The 23273-nt window shown below is 69.7% G+C and carries 21 protein-coding genes; 6 read left to right on the top strand and 15 right to left on the bottom strand.

Annotated features, from left to right (window positions below):
- Positions 1–238 precede the first annotated feature (238 nt).
- From RL72_RS02560 to RL72_RS02550, 3 genes are read right to left on the bottom strand one after another with little or no spacing between them, the layout of a single operon-like run.
- On the bottom strand, positions 239–1060 hold the full coding sequence (locus tag RL72_RS02560) for a bifunctional allantoicase/(S)-ureidoglycine aminohydrolase (RefSeq protein ID WP_045249241.1): 822 nt from the start codon (positions 1058–1060) through the stop codon (positions 239–241).
- Positions 1057–2331 carry a DUF6986 family protein gene (locus RL72_RS02555; protein WP_045249240.1) on the bottom strand — a complete coding sequence of 425 codons (1275 nt, stop codon included), beginning with the start codon at positions 2329–2331 and terminating at the stop codon, positions 1057–1059. Before RL72_RS02555 ends, RL72_RS02560 begins: the two co-directional genes overlap by 4 nt.
- A gap of 5 nt (positions 2332–2336) precedes the next feature.
- Positions 2337–3728 (bottom strand): NAD-dependent malic enzyme, encoded by a 1392-nt coding sequence (locus tag RL72_RS02550; RefSeq protein ID WP_045249239.1) that lies wholly within the window; start codon positions 3726–3728, stop codon positions 2337–2339.
- A gap of 192 nt (positions 3729–3920) precedes the next feature.
- Between RL72_RS02550 and RL72_RS02545 the strand changes: the two genes are divergently transcribed.
- Positions 3921–4712 carry an IclR family transcriptional regulator gene (locus RL72_RS02545; RefSeq protein ID WP_045249238.1) on the top strand — a complete coding sequence of 264 codons (792 nt, stop codon included), beginning with the start codon at positions 3921–3923 and terminating at the stop codon, positions 4710–4712.
- A gap of 126 nt (positions 4713–4838) precedes the next feature.
- Here RL72_RS02545 and RL72_RS02540 read toward each other — a convergent pair whose 3' ends face one another.
- Positions 4839–5810 (bottom strand): hypothetical protein, encoded by a 972-nt coding sequence (locus RL72_RS02540; protein ID WP_052674138.1) that lies wholly within the window; start codon positions 5808–5810, stop codon positions 4839–4841.
- Positions 5811–6129: 319 nt separating this feature from the next.
- The gene (aceE, locus tag RL72_RS02535; RefSeq protein WP_045249237.1) at positions 6130–8835 is read right to left on the bottom strand and encodes a pyruvate dehydrogenase (acetyl-transferring), homodimeric type; all 2706 of its coding nucleotides are present in this window, start codon (positions 8833–8835) and stop codon (positions 6130–6132) included.
- Between the two features lie 88 nt (positions 8836–8923).
- Here aceE and RL72_RS02530 point away from each other — a divergent pair, with 88 nt between their 5' ends.
- Positions 8924–9670, top strand: a complete 747-nt coding sequence (locus RL72_RS02530; RefSeq protein ID WP_045249236.1) for an SDR family oxidoreductase — start codon at positions 8924–8926, stop codon at positions 9668–9670.
- Positions 9671–9735: 65 nt separating this feature from the next.
- On the opposite strand, the gene pucL is transcribed toward RL72_RS02530, so the two are convergent.
- The 6 genes from pucL to coaBC form a co-directional block, all read right to left on the bottom strand.
- On the bottom strand, positions 9736–10629 hold the full coding sequence (gene pucL / locus RL72_RS02525; protein ID WP_045249235.1) for a factor-independent urate hydroxylase: 894 nt from the start codon (positions 10627–10629) through the stop codon (positions 9736–9738).
- Positions 10630–10641: 12 nt separating this feature from the next.
- On the bottom strand, positions 10642–10983 hold the full coding sequence (uraH, locus tag RL72_RS02520) for a hydroxyisourate hydrolase (protein WP_045249234.1): 342 nt from the start codon (positions 10981–10983) through the stop codon (positions 10642–10644).
- A complete protein-coding gene (gene uraD / locus RL72_RS02515; RefSeq protein ID WP_045249233.1) occupies positions 10980–11483 on the bottom strand; it encodes a 2-oxo-4-hydroxy-4-carboxy-5-ureidoimidazoline decarboxylase in 504 nt (167 codons plus the stop codon). The genes uraH and uraD overlap by 4 nt, the downstream gene beginning before the upstream one ends.
- Positions 11484–11805: 322 nt before the next feature.
- Positions 11806–12273 (bottom strand): thioredoxin-dependent thiol peroxidase, encoded by a 468-nt coding sequence (gene bcp, locus RL72_RS02510; protein ID WP_045249232.1) that lies wholly within the window; start codon positions 12271–12273, stop codon positions 11806–11808.
- 20 nt (positions 12274–12293) lie between these two features.
- Positions 12294–13169 carry an HpcH/HpaI aldolase/citrate lyase family protein gene (locus tag RL72_RS02505; protein WP_045249231.1) on the bottom strand — a complete coding sequence of 292 codons (876 nt, stop codon included), beginning with the start codon at positions 13167–13169 and terminating at the stop codon, positions 12294–12296.
- A 96-nt stretch (positions 13170–13265) separates the two neighbouring features.
- On the bottom strand, positions 13266–14483 hold the full coding sequence (gene coaBC / locus RL72_RS02500; RefSeq protein ID WP_045249230.1) for a bifunctional phosphopantothenoylcysteine decarboxylase/phosphopantothenate--cysteine ligase CoaBC: 1218 nt from the start codon (positions 14481–14483) through the stop codon (positions 13266–13268).
- 471 nt (positions 14484–14954) lie between these two features.
- Between coaBC and RL72_RS02495 the strand changes: the two genes are divergently transcribed.
- Together RL72_RS02495 and RL72_RS02490 are read left to right on the top strand one after the other, a co-directional pair.
- Entirely contained in the window at positions 14955–15680 is a 726-nt protein-coding gene (locus RL72_RS02495) for an NRDE family protein (protein ID WP_045249229.1), read from the top strand.
- The gene (locus RL72_RS02490; RefSeq protein WP_052674137.1) at positions 15677–16372 is read left to right on the top strand and encodes a lipoate--protein ligase family protein; all 696 of its coding nucleotides are present in this window, start codon (positions 15677–15679) and stop codon (positions 16370–16372) included. Before RL72_RS02495 ends, RL72_RS02490 begins: the two co-directional genes overlap by 4 nt.
- Before the next feature lie 168 nt (positions 16373–16540).
- Here RL72_RS02490 and RL72_RS02485 read toward each other — a convergent pair whose 3' ends face one another.
- Together RL72_RS02485 and RL72_RS02480 are read right to left on the bottom strand one after the other, a co-directional pair.
- Positions 16541–16921 (bottom strand): (deoxy)nucleoside triphosphate pyrophosphohydrolase, encoded by a 381-nt coding sequence (locus tag RL72_RS02485; protein WP_248700347.1) that lies wholly within the window; start codon positions 16919–16921, stop codon positions 16541–16543.
- 17 nt (positions 16922–16938) lie between these two features.
- Positions 16939–17907, bottom strand: coding sequence for an SRA domain-containing endonuclease (locus tag RL72_RS02480; RefSeq protein WP_052674136.1), 969 nt, complete (start codon positions 17905–17907; stop codon positions 16939–16941).
- Positions 17908–18085: 178 nt separating this feature from the next.
- On the opposite strand from RL72_RS02480, the gene RL72_RS02475 reads away from it, so the two are divergent.
- Together RL72_RS02475 and RL72_RS19340 are read left to right on the top strand one after the other, a co-directional pair.
- Positions 18086–19081, top strand: a complete 996-nt coding sequence (locus RL72_RS02475) for a hypothetical protein (protein ID WP_045249227.1) — start codon at positions 18086–18088, stop codon at positions 19079–19081.
- Between the two features lie 309 nt (positions 19082–19390).
- Positions 19391–20215, top strand: a complete 825-nt coding sequence (locus tag RL72_RS19340) for a reverse transcriptase family protein (protein WP_169748198.1) — start codon at positions 19391–19393, stop codon at positions 20213–20215.
- 534 nt (positions 20216–20749) lie between these two features.
- On the opposite strand, the gene RL72_RS02470 is transcribed toward RL72_RS19340, so the two are convergent.
- Both RL72_RS02470 and RL72_RS02465 read right to left on the bottom strand, forming a co-directional pair.
- On the bottom strand, positions 20750–21979 hold the full coding sequence (locus RL72_RS02470) for a glycosyltransferase family 4 protein (RefSeq protein ID WP_045249226.1): 1230 nt from the start codon (positions 21977–21979) through the stop codon (positions 20750–20752).
- A 6-nt stretch (positions 21980–21985) separates the two neighbouring features.
- Positions 21986–23236 (bottom strand): glycosyltransferase, encoded by a 1251-nt coding sequence (locus RL72_RS02465; RefSeq protein WP_045249225.1) that lies wholly within the window; start codon positions 23234–23236, stop codon positions 21986–21988.
- Positions 23237–23273 lie beyond the last annotated feature (37 nt).

Below are 23273 nucleotides of genomic sequence, written 5' to 3'. Positions count from 1 at the left end.
GATGGATCTCGTCGCTCCCCGCGCTGTGGCGGCGACGTTTTCCATCCCGATCCCCGGAATGCAGGCGGGCGGAGATGGATTTCGCTGCTCCGGGAGCGCTCAAAGCGACCTTTTCCCTCTCGCGGGACCAGAGCGGCGCGCCCTCCGCGCGACAGCGCACCGCCGCGCGTGACGGACCGATACGACGAACGCCGCCCCGCGAAGGAGCGGCGTTCGCCGACCAGGGCCGCAGCCGTCGTCAGGTGAGACGGATCTGCCGGTTCATGTCCTTGTACAGCAGGTAGCGGAAGTCCTCGGGGCCGCCGGCGTAGCAGGCCTGCGGGCAGAACGCGCGCAGCAGCATGTAGTCACCCGCCTCGCACTCGACCCAGTCGTCGTTGAGGCGGTACACGGCCTTGCCCTGCAGCACGAACAGGCCGTGCTCCATGATGTGCGTCTCGGCGAACGGGATGGATCCGCCCGGCTTGAAGGTCACGATGTTGACCTGCATGTCGTGGGCCATGTCGCTCGCGTCGGAGAACCGGGTCGTCGCCCAGACGTCGTCGGTGTCGGGCATCGAGACCGGCTCGATGTCGTTGTCGCTCGTGACGAAGGACGCGGGCGCATCGACCCCGTCCAGATACTCGTAGGCCTTGCGGATCCAGTGGAAGCTCGTGATCTCGGACCCCTCGTTCGCGAGCGACCACTGCGCGTTCGGGGTGATGAAGGCGTACCCGCCGGCCTCCAGCACGTGCCGCTCCCCCTCGAGGGTGAGGGTGAGCTCGCCGGTGGTGACGAACAGCACGCTCTCGACGCCCGCCTCGGCCTCGGGCCGGGCGGCGCCGCCCCCGGGGGCGATCTCGACGATCAGCTGCGAGAACGTCTGCGCTGAGCTGGGCGTCGGTCGGGCCAGGATCCAGGCGCGGGTGTCGGTGAAGCCGGGGAGGCTCGAGGTCACGATGTCACGCAGCACGCCCTTCGGGATGAACGAGTAGGCGAGCTTCACGACCGCGCGGTCGGTGAGCAGGTCGCTCTGCGGGGGCAGCCCGCCGGCGGGCGTGTAGTAGGTGCGAGTGCTCATGAGGCATCCTCCGTGATGACGAGTTTCGGGTGGGCGAGGCGGACGAGCTCCGCAGGCGCGGATCCGGTCGCGGAGCGGACCTCCTCGGCCGTGACGGCGCCGCACTCCAGGCCGCGCACGACGAACCGCGCCAGGGCCCGGGCCGTCGCCGGCTCGTCCATGATCGCGGCGTCGCTGCCGTGCAGGTAGTTGTCCAGGCGCCTGGCCGCGGCGGCGAACCCCTCGCGGTAGAACGCGTAGGTGGCCAGATACCGGGTCGGCAGCTGCGCGGCGTGCAGATCCCAGCCCTGGTAGTAGCCGCGCTCGAGCGAGCGCCGCACCAGCCGGGCGTGCAGCTTCCACGCCTCCTCGACGTGGACCGGATCCCCGACCGGGATCACGTTCGTGGATCCGTCGGAGAGCCGCACCCCGGTCTCCGCCACGGCGACCTGCATGACCTGCTTCGCGAAGTCGGCGGCCGGGTGCTCCATGGACTGGTGCGCCGCGGCGATCTGCAGCGAGGCGCTGTAGTCGTACGTTCCGTAGTGCAGCGCGCTCACACGGCCGTCCGCGCGGTGCAGCAGGGTCGCGACCGGGACGGATCCGTCCGCGGCGACGATGAGCTGCGGCGTCTCCATCTGCACCTCGAAGCGCAGGCGGCCGGCGGCCAGGCCCAGGCGCTGCTCGAACAGCTCGCACAGCGCGACCATGGCCTCGACCTGCTCGACCGTGGTGACCTTCGGCAGTGTCAGCACGAGACCGTCCGGCAGCGGGCCGTTCGCGACGAGCGTGGTGAGGAACAGGTCGAGCGTGCGGATCCCGCGCCGGCGCGTGGGCTCCTCGAAGCACTTGAACCGGATGCCGACGAACGGCGGCGCGATGCCGGCGGCGACGGCCGCAGAGACGCGCTCGGCGGCGAGGACCGCATCCGCGTCCTCCTCCGCGTCGGGACGGGATCCGTAGCCGTCCTCGAAGTCGAGGCGCAGGTCTTCGATCGGCTCTCGCTCGAGCTTCGCGTCGACCAGTGGGGCGAGCTCCTCGGCGAGCACGCCGAGACCGACCGCACGGGCGAGCGCCGCCGTGCCGCCGAACGCGGACACGGCCTCGGCCGCCGTCCGCCCGAAGGCGGCGGGCAGATCGAGCCGGAACCGGTCTGCGGGCACGTACAGGGTGTGCACCGGCTGACGGGATCCGTCATCGCCCGGGTACTCGGTGCGCAGCAGGGTGTCCGTGCCGGCGAGACGGGCGTCGATGTCGGCGAGGTCGCCCTCGCCCAGGGTGCCTGCGGGCATACCGGTCACTCCTTCGACGACTCGACGACGCGCACGATCGCGTCGGCGACGGCGCCGGCCACGAGCGGGTCGAACACGCTCGGGATGATGAAGCTCGCGTTGAGCTCGTCGTCGCCGACGCGGTCCGCGATCGCCTGCGCGGCTGCGACCAGCATAGGCGGGGTGATGTCCGACACGCCGGCGTCGAGCAGGCCGCGGAAGAAGCCGGGGAACGCGAGCACGTTGTTGATCTGGTTCGGGAAGTCGCTGCGCCCGGTGGCCACGACGGCCGCGTGCCGGGAGGCGACGATCGGGTCGACCTCGGGGGTCGGGTTCGCCATCGCGAACACGATCGCGTCCTCCGCCATGCCGGCGATGTCGTTCTCGTCGAGGATGTTCGGGGCGCTCACGCCGATGAACACGTCGGCGCCGACGAGCACCTCCTTGAGGGTGCCGGAGACGCCGCGCGGGTTGGTCGTGGCCGCGAGCTCCCTGCGGTGCGCGTCGGTGTACTCCTCGTCGCGGGTGATCGCGCCGTTGCGGCCGCAGGCGACGATGTCGACGGCGCCCTCGGCGAGCAGCAGCTGCACGATCGCGTTGCCCGCGGCCCCCACCCCCGAGACCACGATCCGTACGTCTCCGATCGCCTTGCCGACGACCTTGAGGGCGTTCTGGAGCGCGGCGAGCGTCACGATCGCGGTGCCGTGCTGGTCGTCGTGGAACACCGGGATGTCGAGCTCGTCGCGCAGGCGCGCCTCGATCTCGAAGCAGCGGGGGGCGGCGATGTCCTCGAGGTTCACGCCGCCGTAGACCGGGGCGATGGCCTTGACGATCTTGATGATCTCCTCGGTGTCCTTCGTGTCCAGGCAGACCGGCCAGGCGTCGACGTTGGCGAACTGCTTGAACAGCGCGGCCTTGCCCTCCATGACCGGCAGCGCGGCCTCGGGTCCGATGTCGCCCAGACCCAGCACGGCCGTTCCGTCGGTGACGACGGCGATGGTGTTGCGCTTGACGGTGAGGTTGCGGGCCTTGCTCTTGTCCTCGGCGATCGCCATGCAGACGCGCGCGACGCCCGGCGTGTACGCGCGGGACAGGTCGTCGCGGTTGCGCAGCGGCACGCTGGGGACGACCTCGAGCTTGCCGCCGAGGTGCATCAGGAAGGTGCGGTCGCTGACCGCGCGCACCGTGACGCCCTGGAGTCCTTCGACTGCCGCCCGGATCTGCTCGGCGTGCTCCTCGCCCGTCGTGTTGCAGGTCAGGTCGACGACGATCGTGGCGGGGTGGGACTCGACCACGTCGAGCGCGGTGACGGCGGCGCCGGCCGCAGCGGCCGCGGCGGCGAGCTCGCTGGTCACGTGGAAGTTGGACGGCGCGTCGATGCGCAGCGTGATCGAATTGCCCGGACCCGGATTCGCCATGGTTCCTCCTCATCGAGGCGTCCGGGCGGAGGGCTCGGGCGCGGTAGCGGTGATGTAACTCTTTACAACTTTCGTATAGTGGACACTATTATCTCCATCGTGGAAGTTTTGCGCAAGACGAGTTTCCCAACCCGTCGGATTTCCGGCGCGCAACTCTCGCATGATGGAATAACCACGACGACGGGAGCGGCAATGACGGACATTTCGAAGACGAAGGACGCGGATCCGAAGCCGGGCAAGAGCTCGGGATCCGGCGTGCAGTCGGTCGAGCGCGTGTTCGAGCTGCTCGAGCTCGTGACGGACGCCGGCGGCGACGTGACGCTCAGCGAGCTCTCCGCATCGACCGACCTGCCCCTGCCGACGATCCACCGGCTGCTGCGGACCCTGGTGTCGCTGGGCTACGCGCGCCAGCTGCCCAACCGCCGCTACGCGCTCGGGCCGCGCCTGATCCGCATCGGCGAAGGAGCTTCCCGTCAGTTCGGCGCCCTCGCGCGCCCGCAGCTGAAGACCCTCGTCGACGCGCTCGGCGAGAGCGCCAACATGGCCGTGCTGGACGGCGACATGGTCGTGTACGTGGCCCAGGTGCCCTCGCAGCACTCGATGCGCATGTTCACCGAGGTGGGCCGCCGCGCCAACGTGCACGACACCGGCGTCGGCAAGGCGATCCTCGCCCAGCTGGACGACGACACCGTGCGCGGCATCGTCGGGCGCACGGGCATGGCCACCCCGACCGAGCACAGCATCGGCACCGTGGACGCCCTCCTGAAGGAGCTGGACCTCATCCGCGAGCGCGGCTACTCGATCGACGAGCAGGAGCAGGAGATCGGCGTGCGCTGCTACGCGATGGCGGTGCCCGGCGCCCCGACGCCCACAGCCGTCTCGGTCTCGGGCCCGATCGCCCGCGTGACCGAGGAGTTCGGTCAGCGCGCGGTGCCCCTGCTCCGCGACGCCGCCACAGCGATCGCCGCCGACCTGGAGGCCTGAGCCCGGCGCGATCGACGACCGGTGCGTTCCGGTCCCTGAGCGAGCGCCCTGCGCGACCGGGCAAGATGCAAAGCGCTGCTCCCGTCGGGTCGGGACGGTGCGCGGGGCCCCCATCACCCGGATCCCTCACGCCTGCCTCATGGCGATGGCCCGGCGGATCCGGGTGACGAAGGCACCGGATCCGTCGGTCAGGTCGAGCTGGGTGAGGCGGATGACGATCCAGCCGCGGTCCTCGAGCTCGCGCTGACGCTGGATGTCGCGGCGCCACTGGGCGACATCGGTGCGGTGCCCGTCGCCCTCGTACTCGATCGCGATCTGCCACTGCGGATAGGCGAGATCGATCCGCGCGACGAGCCGCGGTCCGTCGCGCACCTCGTGCTGGACGACCGGCTCGGGCAGCCCGGCGTCGACGATGAGCAGGCGCGTCTCGGTCTCCTTCGGAGACTCCACCCCGACGCGGGCACGAGGCAGGGCCGCGAGGATCGTCGCGCGCCCCGGAAACCGCCCCCAGTGCCGCACCCGCTCGCCCAGCTCCTCAGGAGAGGCCACCGGTCGCCCCCTCCGCAGCGCGGGGTAGCTGTCAGCGTCGGCAAGAAGGGCGTCGAGCAGGACCACGGCCTGTGCGTCGTCCAGCTCCGCGGCGCAGCTGAGCACGGCGGCGACCGGTTCCACCACGGGGAGGGAACCGATCCGCCACGTGGACGCCCGATCCTCCCTGAGCCGACGACCACGGATGCCTCGGCTCTTCGGCGGAGTCGCGTCCGGAGGCACGACCACCTCGAGCAGCTCGCCCGGCTGCCATCGCTGCGGATGGGGCAGCCCCCACAGCCGCGCCGCCGTCACCCCCACGAAGCGCTGGCGCGGCTTCAGCCGCCGCGATCCGCACGCGACGACAGCCGCGAACGTCTCGGGGACCTCGCTCGACCGCACGCCGCGGAACGGGCGTCTCAGATCGCGCGCATCCGCCCGGGCGCGACCCAGCCCGACGACCTGCGCCTCGCGCAGGGTGAACGTCGCGCCGAGCGACGGAGGCAGGGGGATCCGGTGATGCATTCCCCGATGCTCGCCGAGGGCCGAACCCGACGGGTTGGCGGTCACGTGATCCGTGGAATCTCCCTGACCGGAGCCGCCTGGGGAGGCCGAGCCGCGGACGGCGACCCGCGCTGCGGACCGCGCGCCGTGCTCGGCCGCCGACTCGGGAGGCACCGCGAGAGGGAAAACGTCGCTGGCAGGATCCGCGGAGCGACGCTTTCCATCTTCGCGGGCCCGCGGTTCCCACGACGAGATGGAAAACGTCGCTCCCGCTGAGTCAGGAGCGACGTTTTCCATCTTTCGCACCGCCACGGGCACCGCCACGCGCGCCGCCACACGCGCCGCCACGCGCGCGCCGCGAGCACAGCCGGGGGCACAGCCGGGGCTACTCCGCGTCGGTGCCGCTCGTGCCGGCGTTCACGTCGAGCAGGCGGTACTTCTCGGCGGCCTGGACAGGGATCGCCGCGTCCACCTCGCCCCGGGCCGCGAGCAGCTGCAGCGTGCGCACCACGACCGACGGGCCGTCGATCTTGAAGAACCGCCGGGCGGCCGCGCGCGTGTCCGAGAAGCCGAAGCCGTCGGCGCCCAGGGTCGCCCAGTCGTTCGGCACGAAATGGCGGATCTGGTCGGGCAGATCCTTCGCGTAGTCGCTGACGGCCACGATCGGGCCGTGCGCGTCGGAGAGCTGCCGCTGCACGAACGGCACCCGCGTGCCGCGGCCGAGGAACGCATCCTCCTCGGCGGCGACCGCGTCGCGGCGCAGCTCGGTCCACGAGGTCACCGACCACACGTCGGCGTCCACGCCCCAGTCGTCGCGCAGCAGCTGCTGCGCCTCCTGCGCCCAGGTCACGCCGATGCCCGAGGCCAGCAGGTGCGCCCGGGGCGCCGCGACCGGAGCGATCCGGTGGATGCCGCCGAGGATTCCCGCGACGTCGACGCCCTCGGGCTCGGCGGGCTGCACGATCGGCTCGTTGTAGACCATGAGGTTGTAGATGACGTTGCGGTCGGTCGACTCGGCGCCGTACATGCGCTCGATGCCGGCGCGCACGATGTGGCCGATCTCGTAGCCGAACGCCGGGTCGTACGTCACGACGGCCGCGTTCGTCGCGGCGAGCAGCGGGGAGTGCCCGTCGGCGTGCTGCAGACCCTCACCGGTCAGCGTCGTGCGCCCCGCGGTCGCCGAGATCAGGAACCCGCGCGCCATCTGGTCGGCGGCCGCCCACAGCGAGTCGCCGGTGCGCTGGAAGCCGAACATCGAATAGAACACGTACACCGGCACGAGGGGCACGCCGTGCGTGGCGTAGGCGGTGCCCGCCGCGGTGAAGGCGGCGATGGATCCGGCCTCGTTGATGCCGACGTGCAGGATCTGCCCCGCCTCGGACTCCTTGTACGAGAGCACGATGTCGCGGTCGACGGCGAGGTAGTTCTGCCCGTTCGGGTTGTAGATCTTCGCGGTCGGGAAGAACGCGTCCATGCCGAAGGTGCGGGCCTCGTCGGGGATGATCGGCACGATGCGCGCGCCGAACTCCTTGTCGCGCATGAGGTCCTTCAGCACGCGCACGAACGCCATCGTGGTCGCCGCCTGCTGCTTGCCGGATCCGCGTGCCGCCACCTCGTACGCCTTCGCATCCGGCAGCGCGATCTCGCCGGAGGCGTTCGGCCGGCGCTCGGGCAGGTAGCCGCCGAGAGCGCGGCGGCGCTCCTGCAGGTAGCGGATCTCGGGGGCGTCGGCGCCCGGGTGGTAGTACGGCGGCTCGTACGGGTTCGCCTCGAGCTGCTCGTCGGTGATCGGCACGCGCAGGTGGTCGCGGAAGTCCTTGAGGTCCTGCAGCGTCAGCTTCTTCATCTGGTGGGTCGCGTTGCGCGCCTCGAAGCGCGGCCCGAGGCCGTAGCCCTTGACCGTCTTGACGAGGATCACGGTGGGCTTGCCGTTGTGCTCGAGCGACTTCCGGTACGCGGCGAACACCTTCCGGTAATCGTGGCCGCCGCGCTTGAGCCCCCAGATCTGGTCGTCGGTGAGGTTCTCCACGAGCGCGAGCGCACGCGGATCCTTGCCGAAGAAGTGCTCCCGGATGAACCCGCCGGACTCGGCCTTGTACGTCTGGTAGTCGCCGTCGCGGGTGGTGTTCATGATGTCGAGCAGTGCGCCCGAGGCGTCACGGGCGAGCAGGTCGTCCCACTCCCGCCCCCAGACGACCTTGATCACATTCCAGCCGGCGCCGCGGAAGAATCCCTCGAGCTCCTGGATGATCTTGCCGTTGCCGCGCACCGGGCCGTCCAGGCGCTGCAGGTTGCAGTTGACCACGAAGGTGAGGTTGTCGAGCCCGTCGTTGGCGGCGAGCTGCAGCAGGCCGCGGCTCTCCGGCTCGTCCATCTCGCCGTCGCCGAGGAAGGCCCAGACGTGCTGGTCGCTCGTGTCCTTCAGGCCGCGGCCCTGCAGGTAGCGGTTCGACTGCGCCTGGTAGATCGCGTTCATCGGGCCGATGCCCATCGACACCGTCGGGAACTCCCAGAACTCCGGCATGAGCCGCGGGTGCGGGTAGGAGCTCAGCGCGTGGCCCTCGCGGGACTTCTCCTGGCGGAAGCCGTCGAGATCCTCCTCGCTGAGGCGCCCCTCCAGGAACGCGCGGGCGTACATGCCGGGCGAGGCGTGGCCCTGGAAGTAGACCTGGTCGCCCCCGCCGGGGTGGTCCTTGCCGCGGAAGAAGTGGTTGAAGCCGACCTCGTACAGCGTCGCGGCGCCCGCGTACGTGGAGATGTGGCCTCCCACGCCGATGCCGGGGCGCTGCGCGCGGTGCACGAGGATCGCGGCGTTCCAGCGCATCCAGGCGCGGTAGCGGCGCTCGAGCTCCTCGTCGCCCGGGTAGGCGGGCTCGTCGGCGGCGGCGATCGTGTTGACGTAGTCGGTGGTCGCGCGCGGCTCGGCGGAGTATCCCGAGCGGGCGACGAGCGAGCGCACGATGTGCTCGCCGCGCTCGGCGCCGCGCTCGGCGACCAGCGCGTCCAGCGACTCCAGCCATTCGGCGGTCTCTTCGGGATCGTGATCCTGGGTGTCGGATCCGAGGGCGGCGGAGGTGCTCTGTTCGTGCATCTTCGGCCTTTCTGTGAGAAGTCGGGGGGACCTGTTAGATGGAGGGGGCTGCCGGTCCGGCAGCGCAGTCGAGTCGGGAGGAGTGGGGATGCACGCGCGCATCGCTGTGGTGACGGGGGCGGGATCCGGGATCGGACGCGCCGTGGCGCGCACCATGCTGGCCGCCGGATACCGCGTCGCGCTCGCCGGGCGGCGCGAGGCTGCGCTGGCGGAGACGGCGGCCGGGCATCCGGACGCGCTGGTGCTCCCGACAGACGTGACGGTCGAGGCCGAGGTGCAGGCGCTGTTCGACCGCGTCGTGCGCGAGTGGGGCCGCGTCGACGTGCTCTTCAACAACGCCGGCGCCTTCGGCCCTGCCGTGTCGGCGGCGGACATCGAGCTCGCCGACTGGGAGCAGACGCTCGCGGTGAACCTCACCGGCGCGCTGCTGTGCGCCCGCGCCGCGATGCGCACGATGCGGGCGCAGACCCCGCAGGGCGGCCGCATCATCAACAACGGATCCATCTCCGCGCAGGCCCCGCGCCCCCTCTCGGTGGCCTACGCCGTGAGCAAGCATGCGCCGACGGGGCTCACGAGGTCCATCGACCTGGACGGCCGGGCGGACCGGATCTCCTGCGGTCAGATCGACATCGGCAACACCCGCACCGAGATCATGGACGAGCTCGGCGTCGGATCCGGGGCGCTGCAGGCCGACGGGACCAGGAAGGTCGAGCCGACGTTCTCGGTCGACGAGGCCGCGCGCACGGTGCTGTTCATGGCGGATCTGCCGCTCGAGGCGAACATCGGCGCCCTCACGATCACCGCGAGCGGGATGCCGTTCGGCGGGCGCGGCTGAGATCGCGGACGAGGGGATGGATCTCATCAGGCGGATCCATCCCCTCATCCCGGTGCCGAGCGCGCTCAGCAGAAGCCGGCGATGCCGTCCCACGACCAGTGGTCGGCGTCGGCGCCGTCGCGCAGGAACGACGCCTCGATGAGGCCGTACGGACGGTCGGCCGCGTAGAAGACCTCGTTGGGGTTCTCCAGGCCGAACGGGGACAGATCCACGACGAAGTGGTGCTTGTTCGGGGTGGAGAAGCGGATCTCGTCGATCTCCGGGTGGGCCTCGAGCACGGCCTCTGCCATCTCCTTGAGCGTGTGCTGCAGAGCGTAGGAGTAGTTGCGCGAGAAGCCGGCCAGGAGCAGGCGGCGCACGTCGGCGTAGACCTCGTTGAAGTCGATGTCGTTGCGGTTGTAGCGCCACTTGGCCGTCACCGAGGTCGCGAGGATCCGGTCCTCGGTCTCGGGGAGCGTCGTGTACTTGTCGCGCGGGTAGCCGACGAAGCCGCTCGCGGTCGACTTGAGCACCGTGAGGTCCTGGAGGCCCGCGATGATCGTGGTGTCGTCGCCGTCGATCTGCACGACCGCGGTGCGGGTCTCGGTGCCGCCGCGCGCGAACGCGTGGTCGTGCTCGCCGTTGTCGCCCTCGATGCGCAGCCAGGTGTACTGCTCGGCGGCCCAGCGTCCGCCGGTCACCCAGTCGAACTCGCCGGTGAAGTGCCGGCCGAGACGGAGGAGGAACTCCTCGGGGCTTCCCACGCCGTCCTTGGCGAAGGCGTAGACCGTGTTCTTCTGGGTGTCGGTGGCGACGACGTTCTCGTTGTTGCCGTCGAAGTGCGCCGAGGCGAAGTCGCCGCGCAGCTGCGAGGTGACGTTGAGGTCCTCGATCTCGTGGCGGTCGGTGTCGCGCGTGATGCGGACGACCCGGTTCTCCGCCTTGCCGTACTGGTTCTTGCCCAGGGTGATGGTGGTCATGTCGGATTCCTCTTAGCTTCCTCGGTAGGTGGAATAGGCGAACGGACTGAGCAGCAGCGGCACGTGATAGTGCGCCTGCTCGGCGTCGACCAGGAAGGTCAGCACCACCTCCGGGAAGAAGGCGTCCGTCTCGATGCCGGCGAAGTAGGCCGCGGTGTCGAACCGGAGGCGGTACGCACCGCTCTCCAGCCGCTCCGGGCCCAGCTCTTTCACCCGCCCGTCAGCATCGGTGAGGCCCGTACCGATCCCCGACCACCCATCGCCGACTCGGGCCTCGAGTACGACGGCGACGCCGGGCGCGGGGCGCCCGAGTGTGGTGTCCAGGATGTGGGTGGTCACGTGGGAGACGCTCATGCGCTCGCTCCTTCGGTCTCGATGGCCGCCGCCAGGCGCAGGGCCGCGATCTCGCGCAGCTGCTGGTCGACGACGGCGAGCTCCTGCTCGTCGGTGTTGCCGAGCCGCTGCTGCAGCAGGGCCAGGATCTCCTCGGCGGTGCGTCCGGCGGCGCGCACCAGGAAGACGCGGTCGAACCGCTCCTCGTAGGCGCGGTTGCCCTCGGCGAGCGCCGCGGCCGTGACGTCGTCGACGCTCGGCTGCTCCCGGCGCGAGTGCGCGGCCTCGGCGCTGGTGCCGTCGACCTTCGCGCCGATCCGCGGGTGGTGCGCCAGCGCTCCGTCGAGCTCGGCCTCGCTGAGCGGCGCGGCGGCCTCGAGGGCGGCGGCGGAGAGCGCGTCGACCGAGGCGTAGGGGCGGGCGTCCACGATCGCGTCGATCCAGCGGGGGATGTCCAGCGCGGGCTTCACGGCAGCCGCGGCATCGGCGCGGCCTGCGGAGTTGAACTCCTCGAGCAACATCTTCGATCCTCAAGCCATGCTGGCATCCGGCGTGTAGAGCGTACGGCGGGATCCTATCGAGAGGTTCCCGGATCATCGTGGTGATGGTTTCCGCAGTCCGGAACTGTTATTTCAGCATGTGTAAACCATTGTGCGGATCGGATCCGGCGATGTCAAGCCCCCGGCGAAGTTCCCGCCCTCTCTTCGCGAGACGAAACGCGGTGCCCTCGCAAGAGCACCGCGTTTCGTCTCGGTCGCCTTCGGCGTCCCCGCTCAACGACCGAGGGAAGGGAGGCGCCTTCGGCGTCCTCGCTCAATGACCGAGGGAAGGGCTGCGTCTTGTTCAGACGCCGAGCTCTTCGCGCAGGCGCGCGACATGGCCGGTCGCATCCACGCCGTACTCGGCGCGCTGCACGACCCCGTCGCCGTCCAGCACGAAGGTCGAGCGGATGACGCCGTCGAACGTGCGGTCGCCGACCGTCTTCTCGCCCCACACTCCCCAGGCGCGCGCCACGGCGGCGTCGGTGTCGGCGAGCAGCGGGAAGGTCAGGCCCTCGGCGTCGGAGAAGGCGCGGATGTCGGCCACCTCGTCGGGCGAGATGCCGATCACCGAGTAGCCGGCGGCGTCGAGCGACGACAGGCTGTCGCGGAAGTCGCACGCCTCCGTGGTGCAGCCGGGCGTGGCCGCCTTCGGGTAGAAGTACACGACGACGTTGCGGCCGCGGTAGTCCTCGAGCGAGAGCCGGGCGCCGTCGGCGTCGTCGAGGGAGAAGGCGGGCGCGGTGTCGCCGGGGGCGAGGCGAGTGGTCATGGTGTCTCCGTTCGGATGGATCAGTGGGTGACGGGCAGCACGCCGAACGCCTCGGCGAGCTGCATGATCTTGCGGGCGCGACCGAGGCGGGGCAGGTCGCTCCCGTCGCGGACGATGCGTCCGCGCGCATCGAAGTCCTCGAGGAACTCGTAGGCCCACTCGACATCGGTGCGGGTGGGGCTGATGACCTCGTTCACGACGGGGGTCTGATCCGCTGTGAGGCAGAGCTTCCCGGTCATGCCCATCGACACGGTGATCGCCGACTGCTCGCGCAGGATCGGGTGGCTGGATCCGACCGTCGGGCCGTCGATGGGTCCGGGCAGCCCGCCGGCGCGGCTGGAGATCACGAGCCGGGCCCGGGGGTAGGCCATGGCCTCGCGGTCGGCCGACATGCCGGTGTCGCGGCGGAAGTCGCCGCTGCCGAAGGCCAGGCGGAACACGCCCTTCGCACGCGCGATCTCGGTCGCGTTCTCGATGCCGATCGCGGATTCCACCAGCGCGACCACGGGGACCTTCGCGCCCAGGCGGTTGAACGTGTCCATGACCTGGCCGCCGAACTCGGTCTTGGCGAGCATCACGCCCTGCAGGCCGGGGGCGTCGCGCAGGCCGTCGAGGTCGGGCGACCAGTGCTCGCTGGTCGCGTCGTTGATCCGCACCCAGGCCCGGTTCGGCCGGCCGTCGGCCGTCGCGCCGTGCAGCCAGCGCACGACGTCGTCACGGGCGGAGTCCTTGCGGCTCGCGTCGACCGCGTCCTCCACGTCGAGCACGACGGCGTCGGCGTGGGAGCGGGCGGCCTCGTCGAACGTCTCCGGCTTCGTCGCGGCGACGAGCAGCCACGAGCGCGCCAGCTCCGGCGCAATCTCGCGCGGGCCGGCAGTGGGGAGCGGAGCGTTCATTGCATTCCATTCTATGAAACTTGATTTTTGCAATACGAAAATGTTACTGCGGCGTGGCCCGACGCGCCAGCCTTGTGCGACGTCGTCGCACCCGCCTCAGGGACGCAGCGCCACGACCGCGTCCCAGAGGGCGGTCGCGATGCGACGCTTGGATCCCGACACGGCCGCGACGACCTCGCCATCCGGACCGATGATCTCCACCGCGTTGTCGGGCTTCTCGAACCCGTGGTCGGCGTCCGCGAGGTTCACCGCGAGGAGGTCGGCGCCCTTGCGCGCACGCTTGCGCCGCGCACGCTCGCGTCGGGCGTCGGCGTCGGTCGAGGTCTCCGCGGCGAAGCCGACGAGGATCTGCCTCTCGGGCGCAGCGCCCTCACGGCGGGAAGCCCCGAGGGCCGCGAGCACGTCCTCGTTCTCGACGAGGTCGATGCGCTCGAGGATCCCGTCCTCCTTGGTGAGCTTGTGCGCCGCGGCCTGCGCCGGGCGGTAGTCCGCGACGGCCGCGGCCATGACGACGACGTCCGCCGCAGCCGCGGCGTCCTTCATCGCGGTCGCGAGCTCGGCGGCGGTCCCGACCCGGTGGATCCGGATGCGCGGATGCGCCGCTGCGGCGAGGACGTCGCCGGCCAGGTTCGCCGCGACGAGGTCGACGTCGGCGCCGCGCCCGGCCGCCTCGACCGCGAGCGCCGCCCCCTGCCGGCCGCTCGACCGATTGCCGAGGTAGCGCACGGGATCGATCGGCTCGCGGGTTCCGCCCGCCGAGACCGCGACGCGGAGTCCGGCCAGATCCTGCGGCGCGAGTAGGCGCAAGGCCGCCTCCGCGATCGCCTCGGGCTCGCTCATCCGGCCGGGTCCGCTGTCGCCGCCCGCGAGCTCGCCGTCGTCCGGACCGATGACGTGCACGCCGCGCTCGACGAGCGTGCGCATGTTGGCGCGGGTCGCCGGATGCGCCCACATCTCCGCGTGCATCGCGGGCGCCACGAGCACCGGCGCAGTCGTGGCGAGCAGGGTCGTGCCGAGCAGGTTGTCGGCGATGCCCGCCGACATGCGCGCCAGCGTGTTCGCGGTGGCGGGCGCGACCACGACGAGATCCGCGCCCTGGCCGAGGGCGACGTGGCGCACCCGGGCGACGTCGTCGTGCACGCTCGTGGTGACCGGGTTGCGGCTGATCGCCTCCCAGGTGGGCACGCCCACGAATCGCAGGGCGTCCTCCGTGGGCACGACCGTGACGTCGTGGCCGGCCTTCACGAGAAGGCGCACCAGCTGCACCGACTTGTACGCCGCGATGCCGCCGGAGACCCCCACCACGATGTCCATCCCTCGATTCTGCCATCCGGCATCCGTGCCCGCCCTTGTGCAGGGCGTCCACGCCGTTGCGCAGGGACCGGGCGCTGTTCTGCAGGGGCCGGGCGCCGTTGTGCAGGGACCGGGCGGCGTTGTGCAGGGACCCGCGGCTGTTCTGCAGGGACCTGCCGCCGTTCTGCAGGGAGCGGGCGCCGTTGTGCAGGGACCGGGCGGCGTTGTGCAGGGACCCGCCGCCGTTGTGCGGCAGCCCGCCGCCGCGGATCCGCCAGTTTCCGCTCCGAGACCGAGGCTTCTCTCCACCCGGCCCTCCAAAACGGCCCGGGCGCCCTGCAGAACGGCCCGGTGGCCCTGCCGAACGGCCCGGTGGCCCTGCCGAACAGCCCGGGCGCACTGCCGAACGGCGCGGGCGCCCTGCACAATGGCGGCACCGGCGCGGGCACCCCGGACGGATCCACCCGCCGGCGGCCTGCCTAGACTGAACCCGTGTGCACGGTCGTGATCGAGGTCGACGCCCTTCGACAGGCTCAGGGACCAGGGGCGCGGCTGCTGGCCGTGCGCGACGAGGATCCGCTGCGCGAGTGGGATGCGCTCGGTGAGTGGTGGCCGGATCGGCCCGGCGTCATCGGGATCCGCGACCGTCGCGCGGGCGGTGCCTGGCTCGCCGCGGATCCCGCCACCGGGCGCCTGGCCGTGCTGCTGAACCGCGCCGACGTGCTCGACCTTCCCGACGACCAGGCCGTCTCCCGCGGTGCGCTCGCGCTGGCCTCCGTCGCCGATGCCTCCGCGGGCCTCCGCGAACGGCTCGAATCGGGCGCCGTGCGGATGCACGGCTTCAATCTGCTCGAGGTCTCCCCCGCCGGCGCTCGCGTGCTGTCCTGGGACGGGGCGACGCTGCGCGAGACGCCCATCCCCGCCGGCGTGCACATGATCGCGCACGACGACCTCGACGACCCGGCCACGGCGCGGATCGCGCGCTGGCTGCCGGAGTTCCGCGCGCAGCCGGCCACGGGAGACGAGTGGCCGGAGTCGTGGATCCGCCTGCTCGCCGAGACCGCGGAATTGGATCCGGCCGACGACCGCGCGATCATCCGCGACAACCGCCCGCACGGCTATCCGACGCAGTCGCTGCTCTACGCGACCGCCGCCGTCGACGAGGACGGCGTCGACGTGCGCGACCACGCTCTCCCGGCACCGGCGCACTGGGCATGACGTCCGTGGGGTCCGGGGATCGCCTCGCCCCGATCCCCGGGGCCGTGATCCGGCAGCCGTCCCCGGAGCCGGACGACCTGGAGCGGTCGGGCATGCTGCTGCGGAAGGTCGCGTCCGGAGAGGGGCCGCAGCGACTGCTCCGCCTGTACACGCCGACGCCGACGCTCGCGCTGACGCGGCGGGAGAGTCTGATGCCCGGCTACGACATCGCCGTGGCCGCGGCGGACCGCCTCGGGTTCGCACCGGCGATCCGCCCGACCGGCGGCCGCGCCGCAGCCTACGACGAGTCGTGCCTCGTCTTCGACCTCGTCGAGCGCGAAGAGGCGCACGCCGACCCCACGGCCCTCTTCGCGCAGGCGGGCAGGACGATCGTCGATGCCCTGCGCGGACTCGGCGTCGACGCCCGGCTGGGCGAGGTGCCCGGCGAGTACTGTCCCGGCGAGTACAGCATCAACGCCCGCGGCGCCGTCAAGCTCGTCGGCACCTCGCAGCGCGGCGTGCGCGGCGCCCGCCTGCTCAGCGGGGTGCTGGCGTTCGGTCCTGTCGACCACCTCGTCGCGGTGCTCACCGAGGCCAACGCCGCGCTGGGACTCGTGTGGGATCCGCGGACATTCGGGTCGATGCTCACCGAGGCACCTGGCGTCTCGCGCGAGGACGTCGAGGAGGCGTTGGCCGGGGCGCTGATCGCCTGACCGGCAAGGGCAGCGCTGCCCATGTCGCAGTGTGGCGCCGTCATGATGGGTAGGCGGCGGCCTACCTTGCAGACTCCGCTCTTGCGCGCGCCGCGTAGTAGCCGTTCGACAACGAGCACTCCGTCGCGCCCGATCGGTAGAGCGGCCTGCTGTCAGAGGATGCCTGATCTACTCGGTTTGAAGATCCGAGCGGACGCGTTCGACCGCGGGTATGTCGGCCGGCGCCCACTCGACGGAGAAGAGTTCGTCCGGCGTGAGCCAGCGAAGCGCCGCGTGCTCGGTGAGCCGCGGAAGCCCGCCACGGAGTTCGCAGTAGTAGGTAGTCAGCGTCACGATCCCGAACTCGTAGTCGTGAGACGTCGTCAGGATCTCCTCGCCGACTCTGATGTCCACAAGCAATTCCTCGCCGATTTCGCGAGCAAGCGCCTCTTGCGGGGACTCGCCGCCCTCGATCTTTCCACCAGGGAACTCCCACAGGTTGGGCAGGCTTCCGCTCGGCCCTCGCTTCGCAGCGAGCACACGTTCATCGTTCACGATGACCGCGCCCACCACGTCAAGTCGCCGTGTCACTGGCGGAGCCGTTCTCCTCGGTCTGAGGTATCGGGCGGCTCAAGCACGAAGGTTGACTGCTCGCGGAAGGCAAGCCCAAGCCCGGCCTCGCGGAGAAGATCCCGGAGGTCAGCGGTGGGGCGTTCGGGAAGGAGTACGGAACAGCGTAAATCGTCGACGCTCACGTGTCGGCGGTAGTCGTAGAGCTGACCGACCGCCATTCGGAGGTCTGAACGGCCGGCGATCGCCTTCGCTTCGTAAAGAGTGCGATCGGCCTCGTCGTAGATGTCGGTTAGGAGCCGGGTGCGCTCCGCGGGGAGGTTGATCGCCCACCGGGTGAAGGTGTGCCCGACTTGATGCGCGATGAATTCGTCGACAAGTTGCGACTCGCGCCGCACTGCCAGACCACCTGCGCGATCCGCCGTCTCGAAAAACTCAGTTGAGTTGATCTCAACGGGAACCGAGATGACGTTCGGTTCGCGCGTCACTCCGGAGTATCCGACAAGCTCAACGACGTCATCGGGGATCGAGCTCACCGGCAGCAGCCGGAAGACGAGGACTGTGCGCAGTGCTCCGCTCCGATCGAGCGCTGGCATGCGCTCAAATGGCACGTCGGGGTCAAGGATGAACTCGCCGATGTATCGCTGGAGCTTCGCGCTCGACCCCACCACGACGCCCGCTGCACTGAACGCGTGGAGCGAGCGCCCCTTCTCGCCGTGGGTCAGGATTGGCGAGTTGCTCCCAGTGAGCTTCTGGTCCCCATCGCGGCCTGCGCCCGTGTAGTGGAACACCGTCCCGTCCTGAGAGAAACCGTCATAGACGTAGCCAAACTGTCGACCCTCGGCAGGGTCCGTGAATACAAAGACGGAGTTGGACGTGTTGCTCGGAACGATGCCGCCAGACTGAACGCTTCCGCCATACTCCACCACGAGGTCTGCACGTGTGACGATGTCACCTGCGCGGAGACGGAAGGCGGGGGATGGCATGTGATCAACCTATCGATCAGATCGAGTTGCCGACGAGGATTCATCGGCGAGCGCGGGCCACCACGACGAAGGTCTCGACCAAGGCTGTCGTGGAAGTTCCAGAGGAGACGCCCGCCTTCATAGACAACCTGTTGGGGATGCCGGCCTGTTTGCTAAGTTCGGGAAGGCGCTGCCCAAGATGCTCTACGAGGAACTGACCGCGAGGAGTCCCGGCGGTGAGCGACCGGCGCCTCGCGAACTGGTCAAGTCCACGGCGACCGCCGAGGACGACCGCTCGCATGCAGACCTCGCGCCTCCTGTGGACACCGAAACGAGGATTGACGGAGTGAACGAGACGACCGGGTGGACGGGTGGTGACCAGGATCCATGGGCGCCCAGTGATCGCACCGGCAACGCCGCGCCGGTCTGGGTCTTCTTGGATGAGTCGAAGGTCAACTACGGCAGCACCACTGTGACTGCGACAGCAGCAATCGTCATCGCCAACGGCGATCGCGCGACCGTCGAGTCTTCGATGGAGGCCCTCCACGGAGAGATCCTGCTGGGCGACAACTTCTGGTACGACGACGACCCTGCGCGCCGAGACGCCTTCCGATCGGGGTTTCACGCTACCGAATCGAACGTCAGGATCTGCGATCAAGTCCGCGACAGAATTCGAGTCCTTCCGTTTCGCACGTACCTGGCTCATTCGCGGCGCAACACGACGGCGGGAACGTCTGCGCGGTACGCGTCGCTATACGTATCGATCATCAGCAAGCTCCTGAGGCGCTACAAGATGTCATCGATTGCCTTCGTGTTCGAGCAACACACTGAGCTCGCGCCCCACTTCGAAACGATTGTGTCTAAGGCGCGCGATCGAGCGGGTGATGCGCGGCCCGTTGCAGGCCTCGTAACTCCGCGCACGGTCGGCGAGATGATTCATCAACCCGGTGTGTTGGTGGTTGCTCAGGGTGCGAAGAACGTCCCAGGATGTGCAATCGCGGATGCGGTGCTCTACGACTTCGGGACGGCCGTCAAAGCAGGTCTGTTCGAGCCTGAACGGCGATCCGCGTCAACCATGTACCGCGTCCGGTATTGGACCCACGAGCTCGCACCCCGCGTTGCCTACGAGTATGACTTCGACCGGAACGAGCACTCGGGTCGCCGCACGCTCCGCAGACGGCTAGCATCGATCTAGGCACTCGGCGGTTATTTATGGTCTGCGATTCCGCGACCCCTTTTCGAAGGATTTTTTTTGGAAATTGACCGCCGAGTGCCGTCTTTCAACGACTGGCGTAGCAGCGCAGACGTAGCAAGCGCGATAGGCATGCGTCTCTCCGCACTGCAAGAGATCGCACAACGTCTCAGGGCCCACCCCGCGGCGGTCCACTCGCGTCACCTGTTGATACGCGGCAAGAAGCGCCTTGTCCACACTCCACGCGACGAAGGCTTGCGCCAAGCGCTGGTTGCATTGGTCGGGTGTATCGAACTACCAATCGCTACTACCATGCGGCGCGATGAGATCGCGCACGGATACATACCAGGCAGGTCCGCCTATACGAACGCTAGGTGCCACGTTGGGGCGACGTGGGTACAGCGTCTTGATATCAAGAACTTCTTCCCTTCGATATCTGCAGCCCACGTGGAGGCTGCTCTAACTGAGGCGGGCATGGGCGAGGATGCAGCGCGGTTTATTGTGGCATTCACGACGTTCGGCGGATCACTGCCACTCGGCTTTATTCCATCCCCTTTGTTGTCGAATCTGGTTGCAACAAACATCGATATTGGTTTGCTTCGCCTAGCGCGCGAGCGAGGACTCTGTGTGACTCGATATGCCGACGACATCACGTTGTCGGGGGAGGAGTTGTTTGACTGCCATGATGATGTCGCCACCATCGTCGGGGAGTCGGGCTTTGCTCTCAACCTTGCGAAGATGTCCGCAGGCACACCGCGCAACGGTTTCCGGGTAACCGGATATGTTCTCTCGACCGGCGACCCAAGACTCCCAAGGCATGTCAAGCGAGAGACCCGACAGGACCTGTACTCGGTCGAACGCATTGGGATAACTGAGCAGGCGAAGCATCGTGGACGCACGCCTCAGTCGTTCGGCCGACGCCTCCTCGCGCGGCTCGGGTCGATAAGACAAAGCGAGCCGCTCGTGTACGAGCGAATGCGGTCAGACTTCCCGTTGGCGTTTGAACGCCTAGATGCCCTTCGAGAGAGTGCCCGTGTCACACGGGAGCAGAAGTCTGCGAGGTTGGAACGCGAGTTGCTGTCCATGCCGACGGCTGCGCCTGCCTACTACACGCCCCTCCACCCGGCTGGCCGCTGATCGCTCGCTGGCCACAGAACGCGACAAACACCGCAGCGAAACTAGCGATGCACGCCGGCACGATCGGCGAGCGACGCCGTTTAAAACCACTTCGCGACAACCACCTTCAACGCGCAATAGAGCCCCGATAACGAGGAAAAGGCTCGCACCCTGGCGCCATGCGAGGAGGCCTCGAGCGCTGGACGAGGGGCGTCGAGCCCCACAGCGTCGACAGGCGATATCGTACGCGAACCTCGATTCGCGGCACGCCCTAGATCGGCTTCTTTTTACTAGGTGCAATGCAGTCTCGACTGCATTCGCTTCTAGCACGGGCCAAAGATGCTCCTCTGTAGGAGCTTCTTGCCCGCATTTTGACCACATTCCATTCGCAGTTGGCTGTTTTTGGACGTCATTTGATGTCGTCCTGGTCTCGAGAACCCGCATGATTCCGCGGGAGTTGTCGTTCCACGTCGCTACGCAAAACGCTCAAAACGCCTTCGAGCCGCTCCAGGAGCCGTCCCCAGTTTGCCCGGCTGATCCCGCATCCCCGACTCCTCAGCCGCCGATCGCGCGCCCGTACACCTCGAGCATCGCCGCGGTCCGCGAGGACTGCCGGAAATCGGCGGCGACCTGCGGATCCGGCTCCGGCGCGCGGCCGGCCGCGATATCCGCGGCAGCGATCCGCAGGGTGTCGGCGAGCGCGGCGACCCGGCCGGGCTCATCCACAGCCGAGGGCACGGCCCACAGCCCGCCGCGCAGCTCGCTCGCGATGTCGGGATCGCTCACGACGGTGGGCGTGCCGAGGGTCGCCGCCTCGAACGGGGTCATGCCCTGCGTCTCGAAGCCGATCGAGGTCTGCACCACGGCGTCGGCGGCGGCGATGCGGGCGAGCACGTCGGCGTAGCCGATCCGTCCGGCGAAGCGGATGCGGGGCCGGCCGGCGCGGGCCGCGATCCGCTCGGCGGCGCGGAGCTGCGCCCCGCCGCCGACCACCTCGATGTCGGCGTCCACATCGCTCGCGACGACAGCCTCCAGGAACGGCAGCAGGCGCTTCTCCGGACTCATCCGGCCCAGCCAGATGAACCGCGGCCGGCCCGGCGCGCGCTCCGCGCCCGGTCCCTGTGGAAGGGCGGCGGCGAGCACCTGCTCGCGCACCTCGTCGTCGATGCCGTTCCAGATCACATCGACGGATCCGAACACGCCGTGCTGCTCGAGCCGATGCGCGAAGTGCCCCGACGGCGCGGTCACCGCGCGCGACTCCGCGGCGATCCCCGCGAGATACGCCCACCCGTCAGCGCCGCGCGGCTGCACCCCGATCCCGCGCAGCGCCGTGCGCCGCCAGAGATTCAGCGCGCCGAGCACGGGCCGGTGCAGCGGCGTGACGGCCGCGATGCCGACGTCGACGCGGTTGTGCATCGTGTGCACGGCGGGGATGCCGTGCCGGTGCGCGAAACGGTGTCCGATGAACGCGCCCCAGAAGTCGGCCTGCACGTGCACCAGATCCACCGGCGGACGGCGGGTCAGCGCCTGGTCGAGGAAGCGGTCGGTGCGTCGCCCCGGCCACGTCATCGCGTACTCCCGGTCGGCCGTGATCGGGATCGAGGGCAGGTCGACGTAGCCGGGATCGGCGACGCCGTGCTGCCCGCCGCGCGCCGCGTGCATGCGCGGCGCGACGATCGTCACCGTGTGCCCGGCGCGCTCGAGGTACTTGCGCTGCAGGCGCATCGAGACCTGCGCGCCGCCCAGCGACTCGGCGTGCTGGTCGGCGAAGAAGACGATGTGCATCCCGGCCTACTCCGGCAGCGGCTCGTCGCGGTACAGCGCCTCGAAGGTGTCCAGCGTGCGGTTGATGTCGTGCACGGCCACGCCGTCGAGCGAGGCGCGCTGCATGCGCTCGTACTCGGCCGGATCCGCGGTGAGCACGTCGGTGAGACGCGCGGCGAGCTCGTTGACGTTGCCGGGCTCGAACAGGTAGCCGTTCTCCCCGTCGTGCACCAGGTGCGGCAGCGCGACGGCATCGGCGGCGACGATCGGCAGTGCCGACGCCATCGCCTCCATGGTGGCGATGGACTGCAGCTCGGCGATCGAGGCGATCACGAAGAGCGAGGCGCGGCTCAGCAGAGCGCGCAGCTCCGCGTCCGTGGTGCGCCCGTGGAAGGTGACCCGGCCCCCCAGCCCGAGCTGCTGCGCGAGGGCCTCGAGCTGCTTGCGCTGGTCTCCCCCGCCCACGATGTCGAAGGTGACGTCAAGAGCCGGATCCAGCTTCGTCATCGCCTTGAGGATGACGTCCACCTGCTTCTCGGCCGTGAGGCGGCCGACGAACGCGATCCGGTTCTTCTCGCGCGGGCCGATGACGGGCGAGTACTGGGTGCGGTCGATGCCGCAGCTGACCGGGATCACGTCCTCGACGTCGATCGTGCGCTCGAGGAAGTCGGCGGCCCGCCGGGTCGGCGTGGTCACGGCGCGGGTGAGCGCGAACGTGCGCGCAGCGTCGGCCCACGCGAGCTTGAGGACGATGTCGTCGATGAACTTCGGCATGGTGGTGTGGTCGAGGATGTTCTCGGCCATCACGTGGTTGGTCGCGATCACCGGGATGCCGCGCTGGTGGGCGATGCGCGAGAGTCCGCGGCCGATCACGATGTGCGACTGGATGTGCACCACGTCGGGCTGCACCTCGTCGAGCACCTTGCGCGCGTAGTGCTTGGAGCGCCACGGCCAGACGAACCGCAGCCAGTCGTGCGGGGCCCAGCGCACCGACGGCAGCCGATGCAGGGTCATCGCCTCGCCTTCGATCACCTCGGTGCGGGGCTTCGCGGTGCGGTACGCCTGGTTCGGGGCGACGACGTGCACGTCGTGGCCGCGCTGCACGAGCCCGGCGGCGAGGCGCTCGGTGAACCGGGCGGCACCGTTCACGTCGGGCCAGAAGGTGTCCGCGCCGATCAGGATCCGCAGGGGGCGCGGAGCGTCGGCCGGAGCGGAGACGGGTTCGGGCGCGCCGGAGTCGGGGCTGTCCGAGGGGCGATGATCGCCGGAGGAGGTCACGTGGTTGCTGCCTTCTGCTGGGCCGCGGCGCCGTCGA

It is taken from the genome of Microbacterium azadirachtae (assembly GCF_000956545.1).
Classification (GTDB): Bacteria; Actinomycetota; Actinomycetes; order Actinomycetales; family Microbacteriaceae; genus Microbacterium; species Microbacterium azadirachtae.
The sequence above is the reverse complement of the archived record's forward strand: the minus strand, read 5'-3'. Positions and strand labels throughout refer to the sequence as shown.

Excerpts from the sequence above, each read along its gene's own strand:
- RL72_RS02560 (WP_045249241.1), bottom strand. The coding sequence starts at position 1,060 with ATGAGCACTCGCACCTACTACACGCCCGCCGGCGGGCTGCCCCCGCAG.
- RL72_RS02555 (WP_045249240.1), bottom strand. The coding sequence starts at position 2,331 with ATGCCCGCAGGCACCCTGGGCGAGGGCGACCTCGCCGACATCGACGCC.
- RL72_RS02550 (WP_045249239.1), bottom strand. The coding sequence starts at position 3,728 with ATGGCGAATCCGGGTCCGGGCAATTCGATCACGCTGCGCATCGACGCG.
- RL72_RS02545 (WP_045249238.1), top strand. The coding sequence starts at position 3,921 with ATGACGGACATTTCGAAGACGAAGGACGCGGATCCGAAGCCGGGCAAG.
- aceE (WP_045249237.1), bottom strand. The coding sequence starts at position 8,835 with ATGCACGAACAGAGCACCTCCGCCGCCCTCGGATCCGACACCCAGGAT.
- RL72_RS02530 (WP_045249236.1), top strand. The coding sequence starts at position 8,924 with ATGCACGCGCGCATCGCTGTGGTGACGGGGGCGGGATCCGGGATCGGA.
- pucL (WP_045249235.1), bottom strand. The coding sequence starts at position 10,629 with ATGACCACCATCACCCTGGGCAAGAACCAGTACGGCAAGGCGGAGAAC.
- uraH (WP_045249234.1), bottom strand. The coding sequence starts at position 10,983 with ATGAGCGTCTCCCACGTGACCACCCACATCCTGGACACCACACTCGGG.
- uraD (WP_045249233.1), bottom strand. The coding sequence starts at position 11,483 with ATGTTGCTCGAGGAGTTCAACTCCGCAGGCCGCGCCGATGCCGCGGCT.
- bcp (WP_045249232.1), bottom strand. The coding sequence starts at position 12,273 with ATGACCACTCGCCTCGCCCCCGGCGACACCGCGCCCGCCTTCTCCCTC.
- RL72_RS02505 (WP_045249231.1), bottom strand. The coding sequence starts at position 13,169 with ATGAACGCTCCGCTCCCCACTGCCGGCCCGCGCGAGATTGCGCCGGAG.
- coaBC (WP_045249230.1), bottom strand. The coding sequence starts at position 14,483 with ATGGACATCGTGGTGGGGGTCTCCGGCGGCATCGCGGCGTACAAGTCG.
- RL72_RS02490 (WP_052674137.1), top strand. The coding sequence starts at position 15,677 with ATGACGTCCGTGGGGTCCGGGGATCGCCTCGCCCCGATCCCCGGGGCC.
- RL72_RS02480 (WP_052674136.1), bottom strand. The coding sequence starts at position 17,907 with ATGCCATCCCCCGCCTTCCGTCTCCGCGCAGGTGACATCGTCACACGT.
- RL72_RS02475 (WP_045249227.1), top strand. The coding sequence starts at position 18,086 with ATGCTCTACGAGGAACTGACCGCGAGGAGTCCCGGCGGTGAGCGACCG.
- RL72_RS19340 (WP_169748198.1), top strand. The coding sequence starts at position 19,391 with ATGCGGCGCGATGAGATCGCGCACGGATACATACCAGGCAGGTCCGCC.
- RL72_RS02470 (WP_045249226.1), bottom strand. The coding sequence starts at position 21,979 with ATGCACATCGTCTTCTTCGCCGACCAGCACGCCGAGTCGCTGGGCGGC.